Here is a 25,653-nt window from a genome sequence, read left to right on the forward strand (position 1 = left end):
GTGCGCGTTGTCAATTACTTATGTATCGACTAGTATTTATCTCACCTTGCCACCGGAGACCTGACATGGCACAAATGGGCCGCCCCCGCACCTTCGACCGTGAGCACGCCGTGGAACAGGCTTTGCACCTGTTCTGGCAACACGGCTACGACGCCACGTCTCTGGCCCAGCTCAAGGCCGGCCTGGGCGGCGGAATCTCCGCGCCGAGTTTCTATGCCGCGTTCGGTTCCAAGGAGGCGTTGTTCGAGGAGTGCGTGCAGCGCTATCTGACAACCTACGCCCAAGTCACCGAATGCCTGTGGGACGAAAGCCTGCCACCGCGCCAGGCCGTCGAGACTGCGCTGCGCCAGTCAGTCCGCATGCAGTGCGAAGAGGGACACCCCAAGGGCTGCATGGTCGCGCTGGGCGTGATGAGTGCGCCAAGCCCGGAAAATGCGCGGGTGGCGGATGCGCTGACCCAGTCGCGCCTGCGCACACGGGCAGGGATTGTCGCGTGTGTGGAGCGCGCAGTGCGTAGCGGCCAGTTGCCGCAACATACTCAGCCTGCGGTGATGGCGAGTGTGTTTGACAGCTTCTTGCAGGGGGTTTCAATCCTCGCGCGGGACAACGTACCCCACGCCACACTCGACGCCGCGATCAGCCAACTCTTGATGACCTGGGACGTCGCCGCGTCCATCGCCGCCCCTGTGGGTAAAGGTTCGGGCTGACAATTTCAAGCAGCGCGCAAAAAATTTCACGGCGGCCAATACCCCTCTTATTCCACCCCCTCGACCACGCCTTGATCCTCCCCCAAAAAGCCCCCGCTCTGGTGATGCCAGAGCCGCGCATAGGTGCCATTTTTTTCCAGCAATTGGGTATGCGTGCCCTGCTCGATGATGCGTCCGTTGTCCATGACGATAAGCCTGTCCATGGCCGCAATCGTCGACAACCGATGGGCAATGGCAATCACCGTCTTGCCTTGCATCATTTCATCGAGGCTTTCCTGGATGGCGACTTCGACTTCCGAGTCCAGTGCGCTGGTGGCTTCGTCCAGCAGCAGGATCGGCGCGTTTTTGAGCATGACCCGGGCAATGGCGATGCGCTGACGCTGGCCGCCGGAGAGTTTGATGCCCCGCTCGCCCACCAGCGTGTCGTAGCCGGAGTGGCCCTGTTTGTCGCTGAGCTGGCTGATGAACTCATCGGCCTGGGCACTGGCTGCGGCACTGCGAATCTGCGCGTCGGTCGCGTCGGGGCGGCCATAGGCGATGTTGTCGCGGATCGAGCGGTGCAGCAGGGAGGTGTCCTGAGTGACCATGCCGATCACGCTGCGCAGGCTTTCCTGGGTGACATGAGCAATGTTTTGCCCATCGATGCGAATCGCGCCCTTGTCCACGTCGTAGAAGCGCAACAGCAGGTTGATGAGCGTCGATTTACCGGCGCCGGAGCGCCCCACCAGCCCGATCTTTTCGCCGGGGCGGATGGTCAGGTTCAAGCCATCGAGCACCTGGCGTTCACCGTTGTAATTGAAGCTCACATTGTCGAAGGTCACCTCACCGGCTGTGCTGATGAGCGCGGGAGCGTCGGGCAGATCCTGCACCTTGGGGCCGCGGGTCAGGGTTTGCATGCCGTCCTGCACGGTGCCGATGTTCTCGAACAGCGCGGTCATCTGCCACATGATCCAGTGAGACATGCCATTGATGCGCAATGCCATGGCGGTAATGGCCGCCACGGCGCCGGTACCGACTTCTCCTTGGTGCCACAACCACAGCGCATACCCACCGGCCCCCATGATCAACCCGACCACCAGGGCCTGGTTGACGATCTCGAACTGGCTGACCAGGCGCATCTGGCGAAAACCGGTCTGCTTGAAATCCTCCATCGCCGCGCGCGCAAAATGCGCTTCGCGCTTGGAGTGAGAGAACAGCTTCACGGTGGTGATGTTGGTGTAGGCGTCCGAAATCCTTCCGGTCATGGACGAGCGCGCATCGGCCTGTTCTTGCCCGACTTTGCCAAGGCGCGGCACGAAGTACGCCATGGCCAGGCCGAACAACACCAGCCAGGCAATGAAAGGCAGCATCAACTTGGGGTCGAAGCCGGCGGCCAGCGCAATGATCGCGATGAAGTACACGCCGATACCGGGCGCAATTTCGATCAGGGTGAACAGCACCTCGCGCACCGACAGCGCGGTCTGCATCACCTTGGTGGTGACGCGGCCGGAGAACTCATCGGAGAAGAAAGACAGGCTCTGGCGCAGCATCAACCGGTGAAAATCCCAGCGCAGCCGCAGCGGCAGATTGATCGCCAAGACCTGGTGCTGCACCATCGTGCGCAAGGCCACCAAGCCGATGCTGGTCACCAATACGATAGCGATACCCCACACCACGCGGCTCTCCTGCCCTGCCGCCTCGCCGCCGGCCTGCCAGGTCGAGAGCAGGTCCACAACCTGGCCGAGAAACGAAAACAGCCAGGCCTCGTAAATCGACACACCGGCACTGAGCAGCGCAAGCGCGAGGATGTAACCGCGTGCACCTCGCGTGCAGGCCCACAGGAACCGCGCAAGGCCTTCCGGCGGCGGCGGTACCTCGTCAGGCGGGAAAGGGTCGAGACGTTGTTCAAAGGTGCGCAGCATGAAACTCTCCAAAAACGTTCCAGCAGTGATTCTGGCATTTAAAGGAGACTTTGCGGGGTTTGCATCTGTTCCGCAGAAATAGCGCAATGGCAGGTTTGAGCCCCGAGCGGATGCGCATGCGCTCAGGGCTGATCCTCAGCAGCCGGTTCAACTACTCAGGAATCGTGCCGGGCGCCCTGGCGCAAGGCATCCAGCTGTTGTTGGGCGTGGGCAGCCTGGCTGTAGGCGTTGAGGATCTCGGCGATCTGGTCGCACTCCAGGGTGCGGCCGTCATGCATCAGGCCGGCGGATTGAATGAGGACGTGCGGCTGGGGCTTTTTCAGGGCCAGCGCCTGGTTGCCGAACAGCTGGCGCGCGGAACGGTGCACAGGCAGGGGCGCATCCGCGCGCAACAGCAGTTTCTGCACGGTCAGCCAGCCTGGCTCACTGACCTCGAGATCGACAATGTCGGCCAGCTCGATCGGCGCGCTCAGGGTGTCGACAAACAGCTGGCGGCGGGTCAGGCGCATAAAGACGTGTTGCCCGGCGTTGCGGTGCTGCCAGGTAAGTAGCACGAACACCACCGCCATCACCGCAGCACACACGGCCAGGCCGGTGGAGCCCCGGTGCAGGGCGAACCCCAGAAAGCCCAGCGCAATCAGCAAAAACAGCGGGCCGCACAGCTTGTAGCGGCGCGAGTTGGTGAATTCGGTCTGCTCGGGTACACGCTGGATGACCTGCTCCAGTTCGGCTATCGCACGCTCGCGCTGAGCCTCGCGGGAGTCGGCATAGTCCTGGCTGAGTGCGCTGGCAAGCTCCGACAGCGGGTCGCGGGGTTGGGTCATTGATCATTCTCCTTGAGGGTTTGTTATACGGGTGAGTTCACTGAACCAGTGGCGGTCGTGTTCGGTGGGCACTCGGGTGGCCTGGGCCAGCAGCGCGTCATCCAGCACCATGCCCAGTTGCTGCAGGCGCAATACCGTTGGCGGGTGCGTATCAAAAGGGTGTGCGATGGCGTGATCCAGCACCGCGTCGTTCAAGCGCAACGGGGTGTGGCGCAGGTGGTCGGCCAGGGCCTGGATCAGGTTGGGGTGGTGTTCGGCGAGCAGCCGGTTGATTTCAGTGTCCAGCGCAATCACGCGTAGCAGCGCCTGGCAGAACAGCCGCTCACCGGCGATGTTGCCGCCGACTCGATCCGCGACCAGTTCCTGAGCACGGCCCCAGTGATGCACCGCCAGGTGCCAGTGGTGCAGGAAACGCTGCGTCATCCAGAGTGCCGGGCGCTCGATCCACGCAGGGTCGGCCGCCTCAGCACTGAGAGAGGAAAAGTGCCGGCACATCAGGCTGAACTGCGCGCCGATTGCGCTGCCGCGCTCGGTGTCGCGACTGCTGAAATGGCCCAGTTCATGGCCGATGATCGACGCCGTCTCGGCCTGGCTCAGGGTCGAAAGGTAGGTCAATGGCAGGTAAAGAGTACGTCCGGTGAGCCGCTCGCCGGCCGGTTGCAGCGCCACATCGACGCTGGTCACGAAAAACGATTGGTCGATGCCCACTACGATATGGTCGGGCACCGGCGCGCCGGCGGCATGCGCCAGTTGCGCAATCCACGCCCATAAGGCCGGGGCCTTGTCGCGCCCCAGGGGTTGCCCCAGAAATGCCGAGGACGGGCGCTCCAGCACATGCCATTGCTGGCGCAGCCGCTTGATCAGCAGGCACCCCGCCCACAGCACGCCAAGCACCGGCACCGCCACCAGCAGCATGAACCAGCCGCCAGCCTTGAAATGGCTCCAGCCCCAGCTCAGTTCATACGCCAGGCTCAGCGCCAGCGCGCCGACCAGCAGCGCGGTGTAGGCCACCAGCCAATGCCCCAGGGCACGCCAGCAGAGGAGCAGGCGGTCGTAGAGAAAGTCCCTGGATTGCCGCGCGCGCCAGGCGTCCAGCCGCAGCTTGAGCCACGTCGCGGGCCCCGCCACCAGCGCGGCAAGGGCCAGCCAGTACGCCAGCGCCGCCAGGGCCTGACGTACACGGATCCAGACGGGGTCGATGACCTGCGCCTCTCGCAGCACCTCATCGGCGCGCCAGCCCTGCACACTGGCCCAGCCCATCAGCGCCAGCGGTAACAACAGCAGCATCAGCGCCCATGACCCGCGTCCGAATCGGCCCATGGCTCAGTTGGCCTGCAGATAATCGGTCAGGAACGCCTGCGCATTGCCTTGGCTGGACAGCGACTCGTCATAGCCAATGCTCAGCGCTTGGGCTTCGCCGGGCAAGTACAGCTCACCCCAGCTTTGTTGCAGCACCAGCACCACGAATTTCTGGCCGTCCACGCGAGTGGAGTAGCGGGTGTCCTTGGCGGTCTTCTCCACGGTCATTTTCTGGATCTTCAGGTTCCAGTCGTGATCCACGCCGTCCACCTGCACCAACGCCTGGTTGTCACTGCGCGCACCGATGCGCAGGGTCCAGACCTTCACACCGCCCGCGCCGGCATAGGCCAGCACTTTCTCCGCGACTTCCGGGCGATTGTCAGCGTGGGCAAGCCCCGCCATCACGGCCAACACCAGGCCCAGCAGGGCCGCCCACTTGCGATAAATCAACATATCCGCTTCCTCAAAGTTTCAAAGCCGATCATTGAAATCAACACGCGGGGGTCTGCCAAGCAGGTCGGCCGCTGCGCACAACAATTAGGCCGTGGTTCACAACAACTGATCCGGTTGCCCGATGTCGGTATCATGCAACGCTGCCAACCAGCTCTGACGGACGCTTTATCCAATGGACCGCCGCAACCCGTATCTCGATACCCAATTCTGCTTTGATCATCCAGAAGCCCTGGCCCAGGCCGGCGTATTCGATGACAGTGCGCGGCAGGTCATGGGCAGCGCAATCGGGCATTACCGTGCGCAGACGGTGCAGCCGTACTTGCAGTATTTCGACTGTGACTTGCTGTTCCCCGAGCCGTTGAGCATCCATAAAGTGCTGCCCGACAGCGTGTGCATCGTGCAAGTGCTGGGTGGGCAGTGGCAGCATCGGGTGGACGGCGTGCTGAACCACTACACGCCCGGCGCACCCCATGTGCTGGGCTTGAGCGAAAGCATGGAAGCCATGGACCAGATGCCCGCAGGCAGCCGTGCACGCATGGCCGGGCTGCGCATCGGTGGCGACTACCTGCGCGAGATGGCCGAAGAAGACCCGGCACTGCAACCGTTGTCCACGCTGCTCGGTGATGGGATGCACTTTTCAGAGCTGAACGGCTGCCACGCCGTTGGGCGCTTGCTCGAGCGGCTTTATCACTCGCCTTACGAGGGCACGCTGGAGCGGCTGAACCAGGAAAGCCTGAGCCTGGCCGTGCTGGTGGAACTGGCCGCGCATCTGTCTGCGCCGCCGGTCGAGCCTGCGGCTACGCTGCGCAGCCATTCGGACCTGGCACACGAAGCACGCTTTCAGCTCGACGCCAACCTGATGAACCCGCCCGGCACCCAGGCGCTGGCACGGCAGTTGGGTGTGGGCGAAACCACCCTGAGACGGGCCTTCAACCGTGTGTACGGCCAGTCGATGCTCGATTACGTGCGCCACCAGCGCCTGGAACTGGCGCGCACCCTGCTGCGTCAGCGCAAATGGCACGTGGCGCAGATTGCCCACCGCGTGGGCTATGCCAACCCCGCCAACTTCAGCCATGCCTATAAAGCGTATTTCGGCCATCCGCCGGGGGCTGAATCCTGATGCCAGTTGCGCCTGAGCCCTTGAAAATCGTGGCCTGACCATTTTTTGCGCTTGCCTGTTCAAGGACAAGGCATTGTGATATCACTGCTCTCAAAGCCGCGATCCAAAGCGGCTGGCCTGGAGAGCTGGCGATGAGGGTATTTGGCCTGGCAGTACTTGTCCCAACCTGCGCCGTCAGCTCTCTGATCTGTACGGGTGACACGGCGATCGCCTTGGCGGCCAGTTTCCTGTTTTATCTCAGTGCCGTTTTACTCTACATGTACCCATCGATCTGCGTCGCCCTCCTCCATCCGAACCCTCCGCGTTCCTTGCTCAAGATCAATCTCCTCGCGGGGTGGACCGTATTCGGTTGGGTCAAGGCCTATCGTTGGGCGCTTGCCGAACTGCATGAGCAGGAGGCCAATGTACTCAAGCGCAAAGATTGAAAGTGATGGCCTATTGGCACTTTTTGCACGCGCACGGGTCAATCGTGCATCACTACTTACGCTAGTACGTCATCATGCACAGCTGGAAGAAAATATCGTTGACTGAGGGTCTGGAGCGGAGTCTGCCGGGGCATACGGTGGATTGCGTGCTGATCAACGGCTGGACGGCCACCGTTTTTGTCAGGCAGCCAGAACATGAATCGATGTTTTGCACGACGGGTATCAACCTCGCCAAGCTGGCAGACAGCTCGAGCGTTCAGCAACTCGCTGACGAGATAACGTTTGAGGTTGATATGTCCAGGAACAGGAGCGCCGGCTAGCGCTCCCCTATCGACTTATTCTGCAGTGCTGGCGAGGTATTCGCCGGCTCGGCGAACAAGCTTCCTCCACTCTCTCCCATTGATGAGGCCGGTGCTCTCCATATCGTCGGCCTTGCTCAGCAACTTGAAATATTGATCCTCAATATCCTCGTGGTTTACGGCCTGGGCATACATTTCAGCCCAGCTTTGCACAGCGGAACGCCGCATTGGATGTTGCATGTGAGCACCTGATTATGTCCGCGCAGATAGAGCGGTGCCCTTCAAAAATCGTTCAGTAGTGCGAGGGGAGATCCGACCAACGGTGGCGCGAGGCCATTATCGATATCGATACCGCGCAGGTTGCGCTCGGTGTTTTCAAATGGCACACCCTCTCAATTTCGCTGCAAAAGCGTGTTGGGCGCGACGCCGAACTCCTTGCGGAACGCATGGCTGAAATGCGAGAAGTCAGAAAACCCGAAGTCCAGCGCGGCCTGCGAGACACTGCGCACCTGGCCACGCTCGATCGCTTCCCGGCTGGCATTCAGCCGTTCTCTCCAGATCTCCGCCGCAGGGGTTTTCTGGTAGCGCGCAAAGGCACGCGTGACGGTGCGGGTAGATACATTGTGGGCTTGGGCGATGGCCTCGATCGACAGGTCCGGCTCGGCCAGATGGCGTTGGATGTACTGCATGATGCGGCCGTAGAGGTCCAGTTCCTGGTGAACGGCCTTCAGGTCCTGAAGTTCCAGGCTGATCACCAGCAGGTCGAGCAACGCCTCTGAATAACGACTGGAAATGCCTTCATCCTGGAATGCAGCAGGCGTATTGGCCGCGTGGCGCAGCATTTCCCGCAAGGGGATCACGCCAGGCCGTCGATCATCGAGGACCATCGCGGTGTAATCCGCAATACGCGGCAGGCGTTCACTGAGCAGGGCTCGCGGGATGCGCACCAGGTGGTTTTCGGTACCACCGAGGCTGAATCGGAACGCTTGCGTTGCGTCATAAAGAAACAAATTACCGGTTGCCAGGCTGGCTTTCCTGCCGCCCTGTTCAATCTGGCCATGACCGTTTCGGGCAAACCCCAACCATAAATCGTCGGCCGGACCGCTGCGCAGATGCTGCTCGGAACGCTCCCAGTAATGCAGTGGCGATGACAGCGAGCAGATGTCCAGAGCGCCTAACGCATTGACCGCAAGCGCGCCATCGAAACTGCTCTGGGACAGGGGTTTGCTGTCGGCCGCCAGGCAATGGCGACAGACCACTTCTTTCCAGTATTCAAAGCGACGGGGTGCGGCGACAGCGAGGGTCGAATACTGAGTACTTGGATTCATGACACTGACCTCGGTACAGCAATGCAGTAAGAGCTGGAGAAGGTGTTACCGGCTTTTCAGCGCTAGCAATTAACAGGCCAGGCGCCTTCACGGGCGCAGGTGAGTGATCGACACGCGTCTGTCACCGACATTGTCTCCCCTCGCCCGTATGCAAGGTGACGACCTCGCCCTACCCATTAAGAGGCACGGCCCCGTGTGTTTACAGTGGTGGTGCACCAACCTCGATCATGCCCGCGCGCGCCTGCTTACGCTGTCTTTTCCAACCAAACGGTTGTCTCGACGAACCAAGCGGCTGCGCGTCGTCACGCCTAATTTCCACCTCACAGCAACTCAACCCCCGCTGATGAGGCTCGCCATGCATCGACCCTGTTCACCCCCCTTGGCTGACACCTCCTGGCTCCTGCAGAGGCGCGACCTCGTGCCTGAAGAGTCGGCGTATTGGTTGATCGAGTGGGGGGCGATGAAGCTGCTGCACCGACGACAGACCGCCAAGCGCGGCCAGCCGCCCAAGTACTGATGCCCAACCGTAGGCCTGAACCAAAATAACGAGGAGCCCAACATGGAATCTGCAATCGACACACATCTCAAATGCCCACGCACCCTGTCTCGCCGCGTCCCCGATGAGTACCAGCCGCCCTTTGCAATGTGGGTGGCACGCGCCGACGAGCATTTGGAACAGGTGGTGATGGCTTACTTCGGCGTGCAGTATCGCGGCGAAGCGCAGCGCGCAGCCGCGCTGCAGGCGATGCGTCATATCGTCGAAAGTTTCAGCCTGGCCGATGGCCCGCAGACCCATGACTTGACCCACCACACCGACAACAGCGGCTTCGATAATCTGATTGTGGTCGGCTACTGGAAGGACCCGGCGGCTCACTGCCGCTGGCTGCGCTCGGCACCGGTCAACGCCTGGTGGGCGTCAGAGGACAGGCTCAACGACGGCCTTGGCTATTTTCGCGAGATCAGCGCACCGCGCGCCGAGCAGTTCGAGACGCTGTACGCCTTCCAGGACAACCTGCCCGGTGTCGGCGCGGTCATGGATAACATCAGTGGCGAAATCGAAGAGCACGGTTACTGGGGTTCGATGCGCGACCGCTTCCCCATCTCGCAGACGGACTGGATGAAGCCGACGAGCGAGCTGCAAGTGATCGCCGGTGACCCGGCCCAAGGTGGGCGCGTGGTGGTGCTGGGGCATGACAACCTCACGCTGATCCGCTCCGGCCAGGACTGGGCGGATGCCGAGGCTGAAGAGCGCTCGCTGTACCTCGACGAAATCCTGCCGACCTTGCAGGACGGCATGGACTTCCTGCGCGACAACGGCCAACCGCTGGGCTGCTACAGCAACCGGTTCGTGCGCAATATCGACCTGGACGGCAACTTTCTCGACGTCAGCTACAACATCGGTCACTGGCGCTCGGTGGAGAAACTCGAACGCTGGGCCGAATCCCACCCGACCCACCTGCGCATTTTCGTGACCTTCTTTCGCGTGGCCGCGGGCTTGAAGAAGTTGCGGCTGTACCACGAAGTATCGGTATCGGACGCCAAGAGCCAGATCTTCGAGTACATCAACTGCCATCCGCAGACCGGCATGTTGCGCGACGCGCAAGTATCGCCCGCCTGACGCCAGCCCTGACTCCACTTTTAGCCCTGCGCTTTGCCTGACTGGCGATAGCGGGGCTCTTTTTGCCCGCAAAAAGGATCCTCGACCATGAAACAGTTTCGTTACCTGTCGCTTGCAGCCCTCCTCCCCAGCCTTTGCGCCCACGCGGTCGAGGTAGCCCCTGGCGACTACGAGCAGTTGCCCGCTGATGCAACGCTTGGCCTGCTCTACTACCAGCACTCCACCACGAACAGTGCCTATGCCCAAGGCCACAAAATCAGTTCCGATTTCAACCTGACTTCCGACGTTGGCATTCTGCGACTGCTGCACGTCTACCAGCTGAGCGAGCGACTCACCGTCTCGCCACAACTCCTGTTGCCCTTCGGCCATGTCTCAAGCGGCGGTGACGCTTCCGCCTTGGGCAACACCAGTGGCGTGGGCGACCTCATTCTCACCGCGCCGCTCAAATACACGCTAAACGATGCCAAAGACGTCCTCGGCGCCACCGCTTACCTCTATGTGCCTAGCGGCAACTACGACAAGAACGACGCGCTCAACCTGGGCGAGAACCGCTGGAAGGTTGACCTCCAGGCGGCCTACATCAAGCACTTCTCGGAAAAGTGGGCCGTCGACCTCGTAGGCGATGCCATTTGGTATGGCGACAACAACGACTTCGGCGCCAACTCCGCCCGCAGGGAGCAGGACGTTTCCTACGAAACCCAGTTGATGGGCCGCTACATGCCTGACCCGACCACCGCGCTGGCCATTGGCTTTGGCCACAACTGGGGCGGTGAAACCCAGGTCGCGGGTGTCAACCAGGACGACAAGATGCAGACCACCAACTTTCGCGTCACCGCCACCAAGTTCGTCACCGCCAAGGACCAGTTTCAGCTGCAACTGGGCCGCGACCTGTCCGTGGAGAACGGGCCAAAGGAAAGCTTTCGCATGAACCTGCGTTACGCACGGGTTTTCTGACCCCTGTCCGCCTGGATCAAACGGTTGTCTTCACCAGCCAAGCGTGCGCGCGCGAGCAGATCTAACGTGAACCCGCCAGCCGTAGCCAATGAGATTGTCCCCACTGAAACGGAGAAATCACACATGACCGACCAACAACCCGCCCTGGAACAACAGCCCTCCCTCTACACGCGACTCGGGGGCTACGACGTTATCTATCAGTTCGCCGGCGCCGTGTTGAGAAAAACAATGGGCCACCCTGCCATCGGGCACATCTGGGCCCATATGTCCGAATCAACGTTCCAGAAGGAACACATCAATTTTGTCGATTTCCTCTCCGAGCACTGGGGCGGAAGCGCCAAATACCGGGGGCGGGACATGGTCACCGCGCATCGGGGCATGGGGCTTACCGAGGTGCACTGGCAAGCCGTGCTCGATTGTCTCGAGGAGTGCTACAACGACTACGACCTGGCGGCGAACCTGCGCAAAGAGGTCAATGACTTTCTCATCAAGTTCAAGCCGGCGGTGATAGGTAGCCCCTCCTATCGGGACGTCGTACTCGCCCACCCTGAAATGGACCCCGCCAAGGGCATGAAAAGCGTCGGCGTTATCTGGCCCAAACACGAGAAGTCATCTGCGCAAGACGCAACGCCTGAACCCCGGAAATAAGCCGTTTAGATCTTCAGGGCATACGCCCTGCTGCCGGGGTTCGCCCTGGCAGCTGAAGCTCACGGGACACACCCGTCCCTTTCAACCAAATGGCTGTCTTGCTCAACCAAGCGCCGTTCGATCACCAGAGATAGCTTAGTCACAGACCCCAGTCACGCGGACACCTTTGCAGGACCTCGCCGCGAGACATGTGCACAGACATTTGCCAGCCCACTTCAGGAAACAGGACGTCTCATGGCCATCATCCGCCCGACTGTCGAACAACTGCAGGACCTCGCTACCAGCCTGCACATACAGCTGACACGCGAACAAGCCAGCGAATATCTGGCGCTCATGCAACCCAGTTTCGATGCGTACGACCTGGTCGATGATCTGCCCGATTTCACACCGCTGGTGCGCTACGAGCGCAGCGCGGGTTACCGCCCCTCGAACACTGAAAACACGCTCAACGCCTGGTACTACAAGACGGAGGTGATGGGCGCCAGTTCAGGCACGCTGGCGGGCAAGACCGTCGCTCTCAAAGACAACATCGCCCTGGCCGGCGTCCCGATGATGAACGGCGCCGCGCCATTGGAGGGTTTTGTCCCTTCGTTCGACGCCACCGTGGTCACGCGTTTGCTCGATGCCGGCGCGACCATCCTCGGCAAAGCCACCTGCGAGCACTACTGCCTCTCGGGGGGCAGCCACACCTCTGACCCAGCCCCGGTGCACAACCCTCATCGTCACGGTTATGCCGCTGGCGGTTCCTCATCGGGCAGCGCTGCCTTGGTCGCCGCCGGTGAGGTGGACATCGCCGTGGGCGGCGACCAAGGCGGCTCCATCCGCATCCCGTCGGCTTTCTGCGGAACCTACGGAATGAAGCCAACCCATGGCCTGGTGCCCTACACCGGCATCATGGCGATTGAAGCAACCATCGATCACGTCGGCCCGATTACCGCCAACGTGCGCGACAACGCGCTGATGCTGCAGGCCATGGCCGGTTCCGATGGCCTCGACCCACGCCAGGCAGCGCCGCAGGTCGATGACTATGGCAGCTACCTGGGGCGGGGCGTGAGCGGGCTCAGAATCGGCGTGGTGCAGGAAGGGTTCGCGCTGGCCAATCAAGACCCGCGTGTGGCGGACAAGGTGCGCGAGGCCATCGCCCATCTCGAGGCCTTGGGCGCGCAGGTCGAGCCGGTGTCCATTCCCGAACACAACCTGGCGGGATCGCTGTGGCACCCCATCGGCTGCGAAGGTCTGACCATGCAGATGATGCATGGCAACGGCGCCGGCTTTAACTGGAAAGGCCTGTACGACATCGGCCTGCTGGACAAACAAGCTGGCTGGCGCGAACAGGCCGACCAATTGTCCGCATCTCTCAAGCTCTGCATGTTCGTCGGTCAATACGGCCTGACGCACTACAACGGGCGTTACTACGCCAAGGCCCAGAACCTGGCGCGCTTTGCCCGGCAAGGCTATGACAAGGCATTGCAGTCCTATGACCTGCTGGTGATGCCGACCACTCCCATCACGGCCCAACCGCACCCGCCAGCGCACTGCTCGATCACCGAATACGTGGCGCGCGCCCTGGAAATGATCGGCAACACCGCGCCTCAGGACATCACCGGGCATCCCGCCATGTCGATTCCGTGCGGCTCGGTGGACGGCATGCCCGTCGGCTTGATGCTGATCGCCAGGCACTACGCCGAAGGCACCATCTACCAGGCGGCGGCGGCGTTCGAAGCCGCAGTGGACTGGCGCACGCTCTGAGTTTCAACCCTGCAAAACAATAAGAACGACCGGCACGTTTCAATCACTCCACAACCGCGTTGACTGATAGGAGATACCTCAATGAGTCCATCTACGCCCACTTCTGCGAGCACCTCGACACCCGGCGAACGAGCCTGGGCATTGTTTCAAGTCCTCAAGAGCAAGGAGCTCATCCCACAAGGTTACGTCGAGCAGCTCACGCAATTGATGGAGCACGGCTGGAGCCCGGAAAACGGTGCCCGCGTGGTCGCCAAGGCCTGGGTCGATCCGCAGTTCCGGGCGCTGTTGCTCAAGGACGGCACCGCCGCCTGCGCCCAGTTTGGCTACACCGGCCCGCAGGGCGAATACATCGTCGCCCTGGAAGACACGCCCCAGCTGAAAAACGTGATTGTCTGCAGCCTGTGTTCCTGCACCAACTGGCCTGTGCTCGGCCTGCCGCCTGAGTGGTACAAGGGCTTCGAGTTCCGCGCGCGCCTGGTCCGAGAGGGCCGCACCGTCCTGCGCGAGCTGGGCACCGAGCTGCCGAGCGACATGGTGGTCAAGGTCTGGGACACCAGCGCCGAAAGCCGCTACCTGGTGCTGCCGGTACGGCCTGAAGGCACCGAGCATATGAGCGAGGAGCAGCTTCAGGCCCTGGTGACCAAAGACGTGCTGATCGGCGTCGCCCTGCCCCGCGTTGATTGAGACAAACAACGCCCCATCGTTCAATTACCGGAGTTTCAATTATGGATGGTTTCCACGATCTCGGCGGTTTCCAAGGCTTTGGCAAAGTCCCTCACACCATCAATAGCCTGGACTACAAAAAGGTCTTCAAGCAGGACTGGGAACACCTGGCCTACAGCTTGATGTTTATCGGTGTCGATCAGTTGAAGAAGTTCAGCGTGGACGAAGTGCGTCACGCTGTCGAACGCCTGGATGTTCGCCAACATGTCGGCACCCAGTACTACGAACGCTATGTCATCGCGACCGCTACCCTGCTGGTCGAAACCGGCGTGCTCACCCAGGCCGAACTCGACCAGGCGCTGGGTAGCCACTTCAAGCTGGCGAACCCGGCGCATGCAGAAGGCCGTGCGGCGATCACCGGGCGAGCACCGTTTGAGGTCGGCGATCGGGTGGTGGTGCGCGACGAATATGTGGCGGGGCATATCCGCATGCCGGCCTACGTACGCGGCAAGCAGGGCGTGGTGTTGCATCGCACCTCGGAAAAATGGCCTTTCCCGGATGCCATCGGTCACGGCGATATCAGCGCGGCGCATCAGCCGACCTATCACGTCGAGTTCCACAGCAAAGACCTGTGGGGCGACGCGGCAGATGAAGGTTTCGTGGTGGTCGACCTGTTCGAAAGCTACCTGGACCCGGCCGAGGGCCGTCCAGCGGTGAACCTGTGATGGACGGCGCCCAGGCGGGCCGACTGCCGGTGACCGTGCTTTCCGGCTTCCTCGGCGCCGGCAAGACCACCCTGCTCAACCACATCCTGCGCAACCGCGAGGGCCTGAGAGTCGCGGTCATCGTCAATGACATGAGCGAGATCAACATCGATGCCGCAGAGGTGCAGCGCGATGTGTCGCTGCACCGTGGCCGCGATGAGTTGATCGAGATGAGCAATGGTTGTATCTGCTGCACGCTGCGCGCCGATCTGCTCGAACAGATCAGCGCGCTGGCGCGTCAACAGCGCTTCGATTACCTGCTGATCGAATCCACCGGGATCTCGGAGCCGATGCCGGTCGCGGAGACGTTCGCCTTTCTTGACGCCGAAGGCTTCAGCCTCAGCGAACTGGCGCGGCTCGATACCTTGGTGACGGTGGTCGACGGCAGCCGTTTTCAAGCATTGCTGGAGTCACCGGACAGCGTCGCCCGCGACGACGCACAGGCAGACGCGCCCAGGCGCCCGCTGGCGGACCTGCTGATTGAGCAGGTGGAGTACGCCAACGTGATCCTCGTCAACAAGCTGGACCTGATCGACGAGCCGGCTTACCAGGCCGTGCGGGCAATCCTTGCGGGCCTCAACCCGACCGCGCGGATCCTGCCGATGACCCAGGGCAACGTCAGGTTGGCCAGCATCCTCGACACCCGTCTGTTCGATTTACCCAGCCTTGCCGCAGCGCCGGGCTGGATGCGCAAGCTGGAGCCTGACAGCGCAACGGCGTCCGAGTCGGACACCTACGGCGTGACCTCCTGGGTGTACCGCGAGCGCGCACCGTTTCACCCCCAGCGCTTGCTCGACTTTCTCAAGCGTCCCTGGAGCAACGGGCGCCTGTTGCGCAGCAAAGGTTACTTCTGGCTTGCCAGCCGACACCTGGAAACCGGCTTGCTGGTGCACAGCGGCAAGCAATTCCAGTGGGACTATGTGGGGCATTGGTGGAGCTTCATAGCGCCGTCGCAATGGCCAAAGGACGAATACCGCTTGCAAGGCATCATGGCCAAGTGGGACGGCGTGGTCGGCGACTGTCGGCAGGAGCTGGTCTTTATCGGCCAGGACCTCGATACCCAGGCGTTGCAGCGCGAACTCGACCATTGCCTGCTCAGCCCCGAGGAAATCGCCGCGGGCCCGGCGGCCTGGCCCGCCCTACCGGGGGCGACGACCTTTGACACCCGTGCCTTGTCGGCCAGCCCGACGGCTTCCATTTAACCGAGCTAGAGGTGTTTATGCTTTTTTTCAGCCGCACCGCCCGCTGGGTCTTGGCGCCGCTCGCCGACAGGTTGGAGCAACCTGACCAGGCCAGCGCGCCCGTGTCGTCGAACAACCCATTACTGCGCCGCCTGCTGACCGGCGTCGACCACCTGCTGCAGGAGCGGCAAACCCTGAAGGCCCAGGCACGTGCGCTGGCTGCGCAAGTCGCCCAATTGGAAGCACACCTGGCCGATCGTAACCAACAGACGCGCCAACATGAGGCGTACTGGGACCTGGTCAGCCAAGGCGCGGATGAACTGTTCTGGGCCCTGGAACTGCAGGGCACCCCAGCCCCCGCGCCGACCTCTGCCATGCAGTGGGCGGGACCGACGTCGATCCAGGTTCAGGGGGTTGATCAACTGAGCCGATGGAGCGACCAGTTGCACCCGGCAGACCAGCCAGTGCATCTGGATGCGCTCACCCGGCATCTGGCCGATCGCAGTGGGCGCACGCCGTTTGCGTTGGACGTGCGCATGAAGCCTGCCGGCGACGGCGACTATCGCTGGTGCCGGGTCAGCGGAGTAGCGCGACGTGACGCACAAGGCATGGCGCTGGCCATCGGCGGCAGCGTGCGTGATATTCACGAGCAGCACCTGCATCACGAGGGCCTTGAGCTTGCGGCCACCCGCTTCGATATTGCCCGGGAGATGCTGCATGACGGGCTGTGGGATATCGAGGTGGTGGCCGGCGACCCGGCGAACCCGAAAAACACCATTTGGTGGTCGTCACAAATGCGCCGGCTGCTGGGCTGCAACACCGTCGAGGAGTTCCCCAACACCCTGGAAAGCTGGACCTCGCGCTTGCACCCCGAGGACAGCGCGCGGGCCATTGCAGCGTTTGTCGCCCATGTTGAAGACCGTAGCGGCAAGACCCCTTTCGACGTGGACTATCGTCTCAAACACCAGAACGGCGCTTACCGCTGGTTCCGTGGCCGCGGGCAAACACGCCGTGCGCAGGACGGCTCCCCGCAGCGGGTGGTCGGCGCGATCACCGATATCCACGCCCGCCATGAAGAAAGCACGATGCGCGAGGCGCAGGCACAACAGCATCGGGTGATGCAGGACACCCTCAACAAGCTCACGCAGATTGTCGCCACCATCCAGGGCATTGCCAGCCAGACCAACCTGCTGGCGTTGAACGCCGCCATTGAGGCGGCGCGCGCCGGCGATGCCGGGCGCGGGTTTGCGGTGGTCGCCGATGAAGTGCGCAAACTCGCCACCCGTACCAGCCAGGCAACCCAGCAAGCCGCCGAGATGATGCACAACTGATCAGATGAACAGCCCACGCGGCAGGCGTGGGCACACAACCTATTCCAACAATAACAATCGGGTGCGTTATGCGCGATTACACCTCAGCAGTGAACTCTTTCGACTTTCTACAATTGGCCGCCCGGGATTTGCACGGCGAGCTGAATGCCTTGAATGCCTGTATCGAATGTTGCGACCGGCACGCCGAGGGCGATGCCGTCGCGTTGTATTGCGAAACGCGGGATGGCCGCGCCACGCGCCACACCTTCCGCGAACTGCAGGACCACGCGGCGCGCTTCGGCAATTTCCTGCGCGAGCAAGGCGTCCAACCGGGAGATCGTGTCTCGGGCCTGATGCCGCGCACGGTTGAATTGTTGATCGCCATTCTGGGGACCTGGCGTATCGGCGCGGTCTACCAGCCGCTCTTTACCGCCTTCGGTCCCAAGGCCATCGAGCAGCGGTTGGGTTGCTCGAAGGCACGCTGGATCGTGACCGATGCCCTCAACCGCCCCAAGCTGGATGATGTCAGCGACTGCCCGCCCATCATCGTGACCGACGGTGCCCCGGCGCATCCGAGCGATTACGACTTCTGGCGTACGCTGGATCAGTACTCGACGCAATGCACACCGCAATTGCTGGACGCCAGCGCACCGTTTTTGCTGATGTGCACCTCCGGAACCACGGGGCCGGCCAAACCGCTGGAGGTGCCCTTGAGCGCCATCCTGGCCTTCAAGGGCTACATGCGTGAAGCGATCGATCTGCGCGAAGACGACCGTTTCTGGAACCTGGCCGACCCGGGTTGGGCCTATGGCTTGTATTACGCGGTCACCGGCCCTTTGGCGTGCGGCCACGCCACGCTGTTCTATGACGGCGCTTTCTCGGTGGACACCACCTGCCGGATCATCAAAAAATACGCGATCAGCAACCTGGCCGGCTCGCCTACGGCCTATCGCTTGCTGATCGCGGCGGGCGCGGAGTTCGCCGACGCTGCGCGGGGTCAGCTGCGTGTGGTCAGCAGCGCCGGCGAGCCGCTCAACCCACAAGTCATCCGTTGGTTTGCCGAACAGGCCGGCGTGGTCATCCATGATCATTACGGCCAGACCGAAATCGGCATGGTGCTGTGCAATCACCATGGGTTGCAGCACCCTGTTCGTGAGGGCTCAGCCGGTTACGCGATGCCGGGCCATCGGATTGTCGTGCTCGATCCTCAGCACCGGGAACTGCCGGCCGGCCAGCCTGGCGTGTTGGCGGTGGACCGCGAGCGCTCGCCCCTGTGCTGGTTCAATGGATACTTCGGCATGCCGACCCAGGCGTTTGTCGGGCGTTATTACTTGAGCGGCGATATCGTTGAGCTCAATGACGACGGCAGTATCAGCTTCGTCGGCCGCAACGACGACGTGATCACCACCTCGGGCTATCGCGTCGGGCCGTTTGATGTGGAGAGTGCTCTCATCGAACACCCGGCCGTGGTTGAGGCTGCCGTCATCGGCAAACCCGACCCGCAACGTACTGAGCTGATCATGGCGTTTATCGTGTTGAACCGTGAGTACCTGCCCAGCGTCGAGTTGGCTGAGGTGCTGCGCCTGCATGTCCGACAGCGCCTGGCCGCGCATGCGTACCCTCGGGAAATCGAATTCGTCGAGCAACTGCCCAAGACCCCCAGCGGCAAATTGCAGCGATTCATCCTGCGCAACCAGGAAATCGCCAAGCAGCAGGCACTCGCCACATGACCCGGCGGTGGAGGCTGGCGTGCTGAGCCGCTCGGAGTTCCAGCGCCGGGCGCTGGAGGTGTTCAAGGAGCGCAGTTTCAGCCAGGTCAGCATGCGTGAACTGGCCGCGCACATCGGCATAAGTCCCGGCGCGATCTATCACCATGTGGAGAGCAAGGAAGCGCTGCTGTTCGAGTGGTTGATGGAGCTGTATCAGGCGTTGCTGGCGCACGTCGAGCTGGTCACCAAGCAACGACTGACGCCGGCGCAACGCCTGACGACACTCATCGAAGGCCATCTTCAATTGCATGAAACCATGGGCGCGCACTTCAAGCTGGCGGTCATGGACGCCAACTGCCTGAGCGCGCCGATGGAAGACTGCGTACGAGGGCTGAGAGCAGCCTATGAAGCCAAGATACTGGGCCTGGTCGCACAGCCAGGCCCTGAACCCTGCGGCGCCTTGCGCAACAGTGCACTCACCACCCTGTTGCCAATGCTCAACAGCCTGCCTACATGGTTGAGCCCGATGATCGAGGATTCCCAGCGCAGAATCATTACGAAGACCATCGCCGTTGCGGTAGTGCGCGCTATCAAGTCGCTGCCCTGAAGCTCGTTCTCGGTTGTAGTGAGCGGGCTTGCCCCGCGCCGGGTGGCAGAGCCGCCCCGACAAGGACGCCGTGGTGTTTCAGGAAGATCGCAGTGACTGGATTTGGGGCGGCTGCGCCACCCAGCGCGGGGCAAGCCCTAATGCCAGTCAGTTAAGGATTAACGCGGTCACTGTGGGAGGGGGCTTGCTCCCGATGGACTGCTTAGCAGGCCCATTTTTGAGGCCGCTGCGCGGCCTATCGGGAGCAAGCCTCCTCCCACAATTTATTCATCGCCCGCTTTATCGCTTAACTGACCGGCATTAGGGCAAGCCCGCTCACTACAACAATGCCAGATTTCAGATGTTTCTTTATGATGTGGCCTTTCGCTCAACGCCTCAGGAATCACCATGCCCGCCCTCACCTTCCGCAACGCCCTGCCTGCCGACGCCGCGCGTTGCTTTGAGATCGAATCCAGCGCCTACGAAGGTGACGAAGCCGCCACCCTGGAGAAGATCGCCACGCGCATCGCCCAGTACCCGCAAGGTTTTTTGATCCTGCAAGCCGATGGCGTCGTGGTGGGTTTCATCAACTCTGGCTGCGCCCATGAGGTGGTGATGTCGGACGAGGCGTTCAAGGAGCTGGTAGGCCATTCGCCGCAAGCGCCGAATGTGGTGATCATGTCGGTGGTGGTCGACCCGGCCCATCAGGGCAAAGGCTATTCCAGACTGCTGATGACCGAGTTCGTGCAGCGCATGCGGGCGCTGGGCAAGCAGACCATTCACCTGATGTGCAAAGAGCAACATGTGCCGCTGTACAGCCGCATGGGCTACCGCTATGTGCAGCCTTCCCCATCGGATCACGGCGGTATGGCGTGGCATGAGATGGTGATGATTTTTGACTGAGGTGTACTACGGGTTCAAGTAGGCAAGCAAAGGCAACGCGCATAACACAACCGAGAAACCGCCATGACCACGCCCCTAATTGAAATCGGTGACCAACCCAACCCCGCAGCCGAGGGCATCCTCGGTAGCGGCCTGGCCGCATTCAATGAAGGCATTACCGGCATGAACGATCGCCTGCCGCTGACGGTATTGCTCAAGTGTCCCGACACTCAGCAAATTCTCGGCGGCATCACCGGCAAGACCAGCCTGGGCATGGCCTTTCTTGACCTGTTCCACCTGCCCGAGTCGCTACGCGGTTCGGGCCTTGGCAGCCGATTGCTGCAAGCCTTTGAAGACGAAGCCCGCCGCCGTGGTTGCGCGCATGCGGTGCTGTACACCCTCAGTTTCCAGGCACCGGGGTTTTATGAGAAACACGGCTGGCTGCGGTTTGGTGAGATCCCGTGTGAGCCTGCGGGCAGCTGTCGGGTGTTTCTGTCTAAGCCGCTGTGACACCCAGGCGTTTGCCAAACAACCGATTGCCATGGGTCTCCCCCTGGAAGGTGTAGGTCGGCGCGCCCAGCGCCACATACCCACGCCGCGGGTAAAAACCCAGCGCACGCTCGTTGCCATCCCACACCGTCGCCCACAACAGTGAAGCGCCTGCTTGCGCGGCACACTGCTCTGCCGCTTGCAACAACCGATAACCGACGCCCTGGCCGGTGAAGCGCTCCTGAATGTACAGACGCTGCAACTCGGCAACGTCCGGCGCCTCGATCATCGGGTGGCGCGTGTCGAGTCTGATCTGGGCGAAGCCAACCAGGTGCCGGTCGGCTTCGGCGACAAGCAGCGCAATGCCGGGCTCGGCCATCAGCGCCGTGATTGCATCCGGGGCGAACGCTTGCAGTGCCTCATTGGCAATCGAGCTTCGGATACCTTGGGTCGCGTAGGTGTCGAGAAACACCTGCATGCCCAGCACACCGATGCACAGGGCATCCTCGGTGGTGGCGGGACGAAGGGTAATGGCTGGCATCGAGTGTCCTTATTCAAATGGATGAGGATTAAAATCTTACCAACTGCCCGATGCCCCACCGCCGCCGCTGGAACCGCCGCCCCCGGACGAACTGCTGCTGGAGCTGGAACTGGAGCTGCTGGAACCCGAACCGCTTGAGCCGCTCGAACCGGAGCCCGAGCCGCCAGTGGTCTTGGCAAAAATGAACAAGGCCACGAACGACGCAATCGGAAACGCCATCAGCCACCCGTGACGCCCGGCGTCGGCGATCAGCCCTGCTGCCACATACACCGCCACCGCCGCGCACAGCCGTATGGCAAATCCGACACGGCTGGTGTTCCAGGCGCTTCTCATGACCATCCACAGCACCAGGTAGGCCCCCAGTACCGCCAGTGCGCCCAGCGGCAATGCGAGCCAATGGATAAAGTTGACGTCGAGATACCAGTGGTCCACCACCAGCAGGCCAATGATGTAGGCCAGCAACCCCACCACGCCGTAAAACACCGGGCGCGCCATCCATAACGCGCCGAACGTGGCGCCGCCGATCAGCATGGTCAGCGGCAGGATGAACAGGTTCGCCCACCACTCCCGGCCACCGGCCAAAAAGCTCAGCAGCAGGGTCAGCACCACCGCTGCCAGCAATGCCTTGCGCCAGCGCAGCTTGCCGGCAGCCATCAATACACCGCCAACCGCCCCCAGGATAAACGCGAGCGCTATCGCCAGCGCTTGGGGGTTCAAGCCGGGCCCTGCGACTTTGGGCAAGTCGCCGCCGTCCACCAGCACGGTCAGGTCATTGACCGCCTGTTGCACGCCGCCCGCATAGTCGCCCTGGCGAAACGCCGGGGTGATATGTTCCTCGATGATGCGATGGGCCAGCAGGTCGGTCACCGTACCTTCCAGCCCGTAACCGACCTCGATGCGCACTTTGCGATCATCCTTGGCCACCACCAGCAGGATGCCGTCGTTGACGTCCTTGCGCCCCAGCTTCCAGGCGCGGAACAGTTGGTTGGCGTAATCCTCGATGCTAGAGCCGCCGGTGGTGGGCACCAGCAGTACCGCCATTTGTGCGCCTTTGCGCTGTTCGAGGGCCGCCAGTTGTTGTTTCAGACCGGCGGTAGTGCCCGCGTCGAGGGTGTTGGTGAGGTCAATCACCCGCTGGTCAAGAGCCACGCCGATGGGCGATGTGTCGGCCCGGGCCAGGCTGAGCAGGCCCACGAGCAGCAGTGCCACGAGGCTCACAACGGATTGCCGCAAAATCACCAGCATGTTTTGTTACCTGAAGTTTCTTCCTGAAGCTGCCGACTCTACCTTATCGGCGCTATAAGGCGTGACCCAGAGGGCGCGACTCTCTAAACTCCTAGAGCTATAGCACTAGGCCATAATCGAGAACTCATCCATGGACCTCCGCCACCGCAACAATATCCACGTGATGGGCAACGGCTGCGCGACGCTGGTGTTCTCCCATGGTTTTGGTTGCAACCAGGCGATGTGGAACTACCTGGCGCCGCATTTCCTGGAGCGTTTCCGCGTGGTCCTGTACGACCTCGTCGGGGCCGGCCTGTCGGACCTGGGCGCCTTCGACAAACACAAATACAGCGTGTTGGATGGCTACGCCCGCGACCTCAACGAAATTATCGATGCTTACGCCCAGGGCCCGGTGATTCTGGTGGGCCATTCGGTCAGCGCGATGATCGGCACCCTGGCCGACCGCCTGGCGCCCGGAGGCATCGCCGCCCATGTGATGATCGGCCCCTCGCCGCGCTATATCGACACCGATACCTACGTGGGCGGCTTCAAGCGCAGTGATATCGATGACCTGCTCGACACCCTCGACAGCAACTACCTCGGCTGGTCGAGCGCCATGGCGCCGGTGATCATGGGCGCGCCGGGCCAACCAGCGCTCAGCACGGAGCTGACCGAAAGTTTCTGCCGCACCGAGCCGGACATCGCCAAGCAGTTCGCGCGTGTCACCTTCCTCTCGGACAACCGCGAGGACGTGCTCGGCCTGAACGTGCCGGTGCTGATCCTGCAATCGAGCGATGACCTGATCGCCCCGGTCGCCGTGGGCGAATACTTGCACAGCGTGCTGCCCGACAGCACCTACTGCCTGGTCGACAACGTCGGCCATTGCCCGCACATGAGTACGCCGCTGGCCTGCGCAGCGGCAATGGACGCCTTCCTGGCCCCCTGGGCGACCACAGATGCTGTCTGAGCTGTTCGACAACGCCGCCTGCGCGCTGGCCGTCACCGCTGAAGACGGCACGATTGTGCGAGCCAATGCTCGCTTCGGCGACTGGCTGGGGTTCGACCCAGACGAGTTAGGCGGCCGCCGTTTCCAGGATCTGCTGACCATGGGCGGGCGGATTTTCCACCAGACCCACTTGGCACCCATGCTGCGCATGCATGGCCGCATCACCGAAGTGAAGCTCGACATCCTGCACCGCGACGGGCACAAAGTGACCGTGCTGCTCAACGGTATCAAGCGCGAGGTGCCCGAAGGTGCGGTCTACGACCTGGCGCTGTTCGGCACCACCGACCGCGACAAGTACGAGCGCGAATTGCTCAACGCACGTCACCTAGCCGAAGCCCTCGTGCAGGAAAAAACCGCCGCCGAAGTCGCGTTGCAACAGGCCCAGGCTGAACTGCACGAGGCCTATGCGATTTCACAGCGCCGTGCGTTGTTTGCCGAGCAGATGGTGGCGATCGTCAGCCACGACCTGAAAAACCCGCTGACCGCGATCCGCATGGCGTCCGACTTTCTCAGCCGTGGCGAACGCACAGCCCGGGAGCAACAACTGCTCGGGCATATCAGCCAATCGTCCGAGCGCGCCCAGCGCATGATCGCCGACCTGTTGGACTTCACCCAGGCCCGGGTCGGCCAGGGCATCACCATCAAGACCGCGACGCTGGACTTGCATGCGGTGATTCGCCACGCCGTGGATGAGTTGCGCGTGGCGTTCCCCAAGGCCACGCTGGAACATCGAGCCGAAGGCCAGGGCAATGCCTGCCTGGACGCCGACCGGGTGCAACAGATCATCGGCAACCTGGTGGCCAATAGCGTGGCGTACGGCGACCTGCAACAGCCGATCACCATTACCTCACGCCTGGGTGACGGCGGCTGCGAAGTGGCGGTGCACAACCACGGCGCGGCGATTCCCAAAGCACTGTTGGCGGGGCTGTTCGAACCCATGACCCGGGGCACCGACCAAGGCAGCGACGTACGCAGCGTGGGCCTGGGCCTGTACATCGTGCGCGAGCTGGCCAAGGTGCATGGCGGGGATGTGGCGGTGAACTCCGATGCGGCCGACGGCACGACCTTTACCGTGACGTTTCAAAGCCCGTAGGCACTGCCCTGCATGATCGGCTCGACGCTGCCGGTCAATATCACCCCGCCCTGCCCGTCCCACTGCACGGTGACGGTGCCGCCGTCGCACTGCACGGCCACCGTGTCATCCAGTAAACCGCGGCGGATCCCGTTGACCACCGCCGCGCAGCAGCACGAACCGGAACCCAGCGGCACGCCGCCGCCGCGCTCCCAGATGCGCAGGCGGATGTGGCGGCGGTCCAGTACCTGCACGAAATGCACGTTGGTTTTGGCGGGGAACCATGGGTGAACCTCCAGCGCCGGGCCCAGCGCCGCCACGTCGATGGCGGCGACGTCGTCAACAAAATACGTGCAGTGCGGGTTGCCCATGCTGCACGCCGCCGGCGCGCCGTCGATGGCCAAGGCGCCGGTGTCCATCGCCTCGGCCAGCGGCACGTCAGCCCAGCCCAGCGACGGCGGGCCCATGTTCACCGCCACCTGCCGCCCCGGCGCACGCGTACAGGTAAGCAGGCCGCGGTCGGTGCGCAACACCACCGACTGCGTGCCGGTTTCATGCATCAGGCGGTCGGCCACCCCACGGGTGGCGCTGCCGCAAGTGGCCAGCGGCGTGCCGTTGGGGTTCCAGAACTTGACGCGCGCAGCGGCGTCCGCGCAGTCGAGCACTACGGCCAGTTGGTTGAAACCGATGCCGGTGTGACGGTTGCCCAGGCGACGGGCGATTTGCGCGGTGATCAGGTCGTCCTGGCCGCGACGGTCGATGATGATGAAATCATCGCCATGGGCGTGCATTTTCACGAACGGCAAGGGCATGGACAGTCCTGTGGGCGAGCGGGCGGTGAACGCCAGCATACTGAGTCGAGGGGAGTTTCATCAAACCCGGTCCAGCCCCATGCTAGCGT

Annotated in this window: 26 protein-coding genes and 2 pseudogenes; 19 read left to right on the top strand and 9 right to left on the bottom strand. The window is 62.3% G+C overall.

The annotated features are described in order from the left end of the window. The first annotated feature begins 65 nt into the window (after positions 1-65). Positions 66-707, top strand: coding sequence for a TetR/AcrR family transcriptional regulator (locus tag C9383_RS24245; protein WP_090370454.1), 642 nt, complete (start codon positions 66-68; stop codon positions 705-707). Between the two features lie 47 nt (positions 708-754). On the opposite strand, the gene C9383_RS24250 is transcribed toward C9383_RS24245, so the two are convergent. From C9383_RS24250 to C9383_RS24265, 4 genes are all read right to left on the bottom strand, one after another. Further along, positions 755-2,608, bottom strand: coding sequence for an ABC transporter ATP-binding protein (locus tag C9383_RS24250; RefSeq protein ID WP_090370452.1), 1,854 nt, complete (start codon positions 2,606-2,608; stop codon positions 755-757). A gap of 155 nt (positions 2,609-2,763) precedes the next feature. Continuing rightward, entirely contained in the window at positions 2,764-3,432 is a 669-nt protein-coding gene (locus C9383_RS24255; RefSeq protein ID WP_235863251.1) for a hypothetical protein, read from the bottom strand. A gap of 3 nt (positions 3,433-3,435) precedes the next feature. Continuing rightward, on the bottom strand, positions 3,436-4,719 hold the full coding sequence (locus C9383_RS24260) for a M48 family metallopeptidase (protein ID WP_235863249.1): 1,284 nt from the start codon (positions 4,717-4,719) through the stop codon (positions 3,436-3,438). 36 nt (positions 4,720-4,755) lie between these two features. Next, a complete protein-coding gene (locus C9383_RS24265) occupies positions 4,756-5,184 on the bottom strand; it encodes a hypothetical protein (protein ID WP_090370450.1) in 429 nt (142 codons plus the stop codon). 172 nt (positions 5,185-5,356) lie between these two features. Here C9383_RS24265 and C9383_RS24270 point away from each other — a divergent pair, with 172 nt between their 5' ends. From C9383_RS24270 to C9383_RS24280, 3 genes are all read left to right on the top strand, one after another. Continuing rightward, entirely contained in the window at positions 5,357-6,304 is a 948-nt protein-coding gene (locus tag C9383_RS24270) for a helix-turn-helix transcriptional regulator (RefSeq protein ID WP_090370447.1), read from the top strand. A 131-nt stretch (positions 6,305-6,435) separates the two neighbouring features. After that, positions 6,436-6,729 (top strand): superinfection immunity protein, encoded by a 294-nt coding sequence (locus C9383_RS24275; protein WP_090370445.1) that lies wholly within the window; start codon positions 6,436-6,438, stop codon positions 6,727-6,729. 74 nt (positions 6,730-6,803) lie between these two features. Next, positions 6,804-7,049 (top strand): hypothetical protein, encoded by a 246-nt coding sequence (locus tag C9383_RS24280; protein WP_060752489.1) that lies wholly within the window; start codon positions 6,804-6,806, stop codon positions 7,047-7,049. 15 nt (positions 7,050-7,064) lie between these two features. Here the strand turns inward: C9383_RS24280 and C9383_RS24285 are convergent, their stop codons facing one another. Both C9383_RS24285 and C9383_RS24290 read right to left on the bottom strand, forming a co-directional pair. Further along, entirely contained in the window at positions 7,065-7,268 is a 204-nt protein-coding gene (locus tag C9383_RS24285) for a hypothetical protein (protein WP_090370443.1), read from the bottom strand. A 152-nt stretch (positions 7,269-7,420) separates the two neighbouring features. After that, positions 7,421-8,356 carry an AraC-like ligand-binding domain-containing protein gene (locus tag C9383_RS24290; protein WP_090370440.1) on the bottom strand — a complete coding sequence of 312 codons (936 nt, stop codon included), beginning with the start codon at positions 8,354-8,356 and terminating at the stop codon, positions 7,421-7,423. A gap of 559 nt (positions 8,357-8,915) precedes the next feature. On the opposite strand from C9383_RS24290, the gene oxdA reads away from it, so the two are divergent. The 13 genes and pseudogenes from oxdA (at position 8,916) to C9383_RS24350 (ending at position 20,930) form a co-directional block, all read left to right on the top strand. Continuing rightward, positions 8,916-9,974: an aliphatic aldoxime dehydratase gene (gene oxdA, locus C9383_RS24295; protein ID WP_090370438.1), complete on the top strand. Its 1,059-nt coding sequence runs from the start codon at positions 8,916-8,918 to the stop codon at positions 9,972-9,974. 87 nt (positions 9,975-10,061) lie between these two features. Beyond that, positions 10,062-10,928, top strand: a complete 867-nt coding sequence (locus C9383_RS24300; protein ID WP_090370436.1) for a transporter — start codon at positions 10,062-10,064, stop codon at positions 10,926-10,928. A 123-nt stretch (positions 10,929-11,051) separates the two neighbouring features. Next, a complete protein-coding gene (locus C9383_RS24305) occupies positions 11,052-11,576 on the top strand; it encodes a group I truncated hemoglobin (protein WP_090370434.1) in 525 nt (174 codons plus the stop codon). Between the two features lie 234 nt (positions 11,577-11,810). Beyond that, positions 11,811-13,325: an amidase gene (locus C9383_RS24310; protein ID WP_090370433.1), complete on the top strand. Its 1,515-nt coding sequence runs from the start codon at positions 11,811-11,813 to the stop codon at positions 13,323-13,325. Positions 13,326-13,406: 81 nt separating this feature from the next. Continuing rightward, positions 13,407-14,009, top strand: coding sequence for a nitrile hydratase subunit alpha (gene nthA / locus C9383_RS24315; RefSeq protein ID WP_060752482.1), 603 nt, complete (start codon positions 13,407-13,409; stop codon positions 14,007-14,009). Positions 14,010-14,050: 41 nt separating this feature from the next. Continuing rightward, a complete protein-coding gene (gene nthB / locus C9383_RS24320) occupies positions 14,051-14,713 on the top strand; it encodes a nitrile hydratase subunit beta (protein WP_090370431.1) in 663 nt (220 codons plus the stop codon). After that, complete coding sequence (locus C9383_RS24325) at positions 14,710-15,954, top strand: GTP-binding protein (RefSeq protein ID WP_090370429.1); 1,245 nt, start codon at positions 14,710-14,712, stop codon at positions 15,952-15,954. Before nthB ends, C9383_RS24325 begins: the two co-directional genes overlap by 4 nt. Positions 15,955-16,307: 353 nt before the next feature. Next, positions 16,308-16,970 (top strand): annotated as a pseudogene (locus tag C9383_RS28760) (PAS domain-containing protein); the annotation flags it as partial. A 30-nt stretch (positions 16,971-17,000) separates the two neighbouring features. Then, positions 17,001-17,255 (top strand): annotated as a pseudogene (locus C9383_RS28765) (methyl-accepting chemotaxis protein); the annotation flags it as partial. A 77-nt stretch (positions 17,256-17,332) separates the two neighbouring features. Further along, positions 17,333-18,973: an AMP-binding protein gene (locus tag C9383_RS24335; RefSeq protein ID WP_090370425.1), complete on the top strand. Its 1,641-nt coding sequence runs from the start codon at positions 17,333-17,335 to the stop codon at positions 18,971-18,973. Positions 18,974-18,995: 22 nt separating this feature from the next. Next, positions 18,996-19,559: a TetR/AcrR family transcriptional regulator gene (locus C9383_RS24340; RefSeq protein ID WP_090372384.1), complete on the top strand. Its 564-nt coding sequence runs from the start codon at positions 18,996-18,998 to the stop codon at positions 19,557-19,559. Between the two features lie 387 nt (positions 19,560-19,946). Beyond that, complete coding sequence (locus tag C9383_RS24345; protein ID WP_090370423.1) at positions 19,947-20,441, top strand: GNAT family N-acetyltransferase; 495 nt, start codon at positions 19,947-19,949, stop codon at positions 20,439-20,441. Between the two features lie 63 nt (positions 20,442-20,504). Then, positions 20,505-20,930, top strand: coding sequence for a GNAT family N-acetyltransferase (locus C9383_RS24350; RefSeq protein ID WP_090370421.1), 426 nt, complete (start codon positions 20,505-20,507; stop codon positions 20,928-20,930). On the opposite strand, the gene C9383_RS24355 is transcribed toward C9383_RS24350, so the two are convergent. Then, entirely contained in the window at positions 20,917-21,450 is a 534-nt protein-coding gene (locus tag C9383_RS24355; protein WP_090370419.1) for a GNAT family N-acetyltransferase, read from the bottom strand. The two genes, C9383_RS24350 and C9383_RS24355, sit on opposite strands and share 14 nt — an antisense overlap. A 36-nt stretch (positions 21,451-21,486) precedes the next feature. Beyond that, on the bottom strand, positions 21,487-22,695 hold the full coding sequence (locus tag C9383_RS24360) for a TPM domain-containing protein (protein ID WP_090370416.1): 1,209 nt from the start codon (positions 22,693-22,695) through the stop codon (positions 21,487-21,489). A gap of 130 nt (positions 22,696-22,825) precedes the next feature. On the opposite strand from C9383_RS24360, the gene C9383_RS24365 reads away from it, so the two are divergent. Further along, positions 22,826-23,641, top strand: a complete 816-nt coding sequence (locus C9383_RS24365) for an alpha/beta fold hydrolase (RefSeq protein ID WP_090370415.1) — start codon at positions 22,826-22,828, stop codon at positions 23,639-23,641. After that, on the top strand, positions 23,631-24,773 hold the full coding sequence (locus C9383_RS24370; RefSeq protein ID WP_090370413.1) for a PAS domain-containing sensor histidine kinase: 1,143 nt from the start codon (positions 23,631-23,633) through the stop codon (positions 24,771-24,773). Before C9383_RS24365 ends, C9383_RS24370 begins: the two co-directional genes overlap by 11 nt. On the opposite strand, the gene dapF is transcribed toward C9383_RS24370, so the two are convergent. Then, positions 24,761-25,564 carry a diaminopimelate epimerase gene (gene dapF, locus C9383_RS24375; protein WP_090370411.1) on the bottom strand — a complete coding sequence of 268 codons (804 nt, stop codon included), beginning with the start codon at positions 25,562-25,564 and terminating at the stop codon, positions 24,761-24,763. The two genes, C9383_RS24370 and dapF, sit on opposite strands and share 13 nt — an antisense overlap. Positions 25,565-25,653 lie beyond the last annotated feature (89 nt).

Source organism: Pseudomonas palleroniana, assembly GCF_003031675.1.
Lineage (GTDB): Bacteria > Pseudomonadota > Gammaproteobacteria > Pseudomonadales > Pseudomonadaceae > Aquipseudomonas > Aquipseudomonas palleroniana.

Excerpts from the sequence above, each read along its gene's own strand:
- C9383_RS24245 (WP_090370454.1), top strand. The coding sequence starts at position 66 with ATGGCACAAATGGGCCGCCCCCGCACCTTCGACCGTGAGCACGCCGTG.
- C9383_RS24250 (WP_090370452.1), bottom strand. The coding sequence starts at position 2,608 with ATGCTGCGCACCTTTGAACAACGTCTCGACCCTTTCCCGCCTGACGAG.
- C9383_RS24255 (WP_235863251.1), bottom strand. The coding sequence starts at position 3,432 with ATGACCCAACCCCGCGACCCGCTGTCGGAGCTTGCCAGCGCACTCAGC.
- C9383_RS24260 (WP_235863249.1), bottom strand. The coding sequence starts at position 4,719 with ATGCTGCTGTTGTTACCGCTGGCGCTGATGGGCTGGGCCAGTGTGCAG.
- C9383_RS24265 (WP_090370450.1), bottom strand. The coding sequence starts at position 5,184 with ATGTTGATTTATCGCAAGTGGGCGGCCCTGCTGGGCCTGGTGTTGGCC.
- C9383_RS24270 (WP_090370447.1), top strand. The coding sequence starts at position 5,357 with ATGGACCGCCGCAACCCGTATCTCGATACCCAATTCTGCTTTGATCAT.
- C9383_RS24275 (WP_090370445.1), top strand. The coding sequence starts at position 6,436 with ATGAGGGTATTTGGCCTGGCAGTACTTGTCCCAACCTGCGCCGTCAGC.
- C9383_RS24280 (WP_060752489.1), top strand. The coding sequence starts at position 6,804 with ATGCACAGCTGGAAGAAAATATCGTTGACTGAGGGTCTGGAGCGGAGT.
- C9383_RS24285 (WP_090370443.1), bottom strand. The coding sequence starts at position 7,268 with ATGCAACATCCAATGCGGCGTTCCGCTGTGCAAAGCTGGGCTGAAATG.
- C9383_RS24290 (WP_090370440.1), bottom strand. The coding sequence starts at position 8,356 with ATGAATCCAAGTACTCAGTATTCGACCCTCGCTGTCGCCGCACCCCGT.
- oxdA (WP_090370438.1), top strand. The coding sequence starts at position 8,916 with ATGGAATCTGCAATCGACACACATCTCAAATGCCCACGCACCCTGTCT.
- C9383_RS24300 (WP_090370436.1), top strand. The coding sequence starts at position 10,062 with ATGAAACAGTTTCGTTACCTGTCGCTTGCAGCCCTCCTCCCCAGCCTT.
- C9383_RS24305 (WP_090370434.1), top strand. The coding sequence starts at position 11,052 with ATGACCGACCAACAACCCGCCCTGGAACAACAGCCCTCCCTCTACACG.
- C9383_RS24310 (WP_090370433.1), top strand. The coding sequence starts at position 11,811 with ATGGCCATCATCCGCCCGACTGTCGAACAACTGCAGGACCTCGCTACC.
- nthA (WP_060752482.1), top strand. The coding sequence starts at position 13,407 with ATGAGTCCATCTACGCCCACTTCTGCGAGCACCTCGACACCCGGCGAA.
- nthB (WP_090370431.1), top strand. The coding sequence starts at position 14,051 with ATGGATGGTTTCCACGATCTCGGCGGTTTCCAAGGCTTTGGCAAAGTC.
- C9383_RS24335 (WP_090370425.1), top strand. The coding sequence starts at position 17,333 with ATGCGCGATTACACCTCAGCAGTGAACTCTTTCGACTTTCTACAATTG.
- C9383_RS24345 (WP_090370423.1), top strand. The coding sequence starts at position 19,947 with ATGCCCGCCCTCACCTTCCGCAACGCCCTGCCTGCCGACGCCGCGCGT.
- C9383_RS24350 (WP_090370421.1), top strand. The coding sequence starts at position 20,505 with ATGACCACGCCCCTAATTGAAATCGGTGACCAACCCAACCCCGCAGCC.
- C9383_RS24355 (WP_090370419.1), bottom strand. The coding sequence starts at position 21,450 with ATGCCAGCCATTACCCTTCGTCCCGCCACCACCGAGGATGCCCTGTGC.
- C9383_RS24360 (WP_090370416.1), bottom strand. The coding sequence starts at position 22,695 with ATGCTGGTGATTTTGCGGCAATCCGTTGTGAGCCTCGTGGCACTGCTG.
- C9383_RS24365 (WP_090370415.1), top strand. The coding sequence starts at position 22,826 with ATGGACCTCCGCCACCGCAACAATATCCACGTGATGGGCAACGGCTGC.
- C9383_RS24370 (WP_090370413.1), top strand. The coding sequence starts at position 23,631 with ATGCTGTCTGAGCTGTTCGACAACGCCGCCTGCGCGCTGGCCGTCACC.
- dapF (WP_090370411.1), bottom strand. The coding sequence starts at position 25,564 with ATGCCCTTGCCGTTCGTGAAAATGCACGCCCATGGCGATGATTTCATC.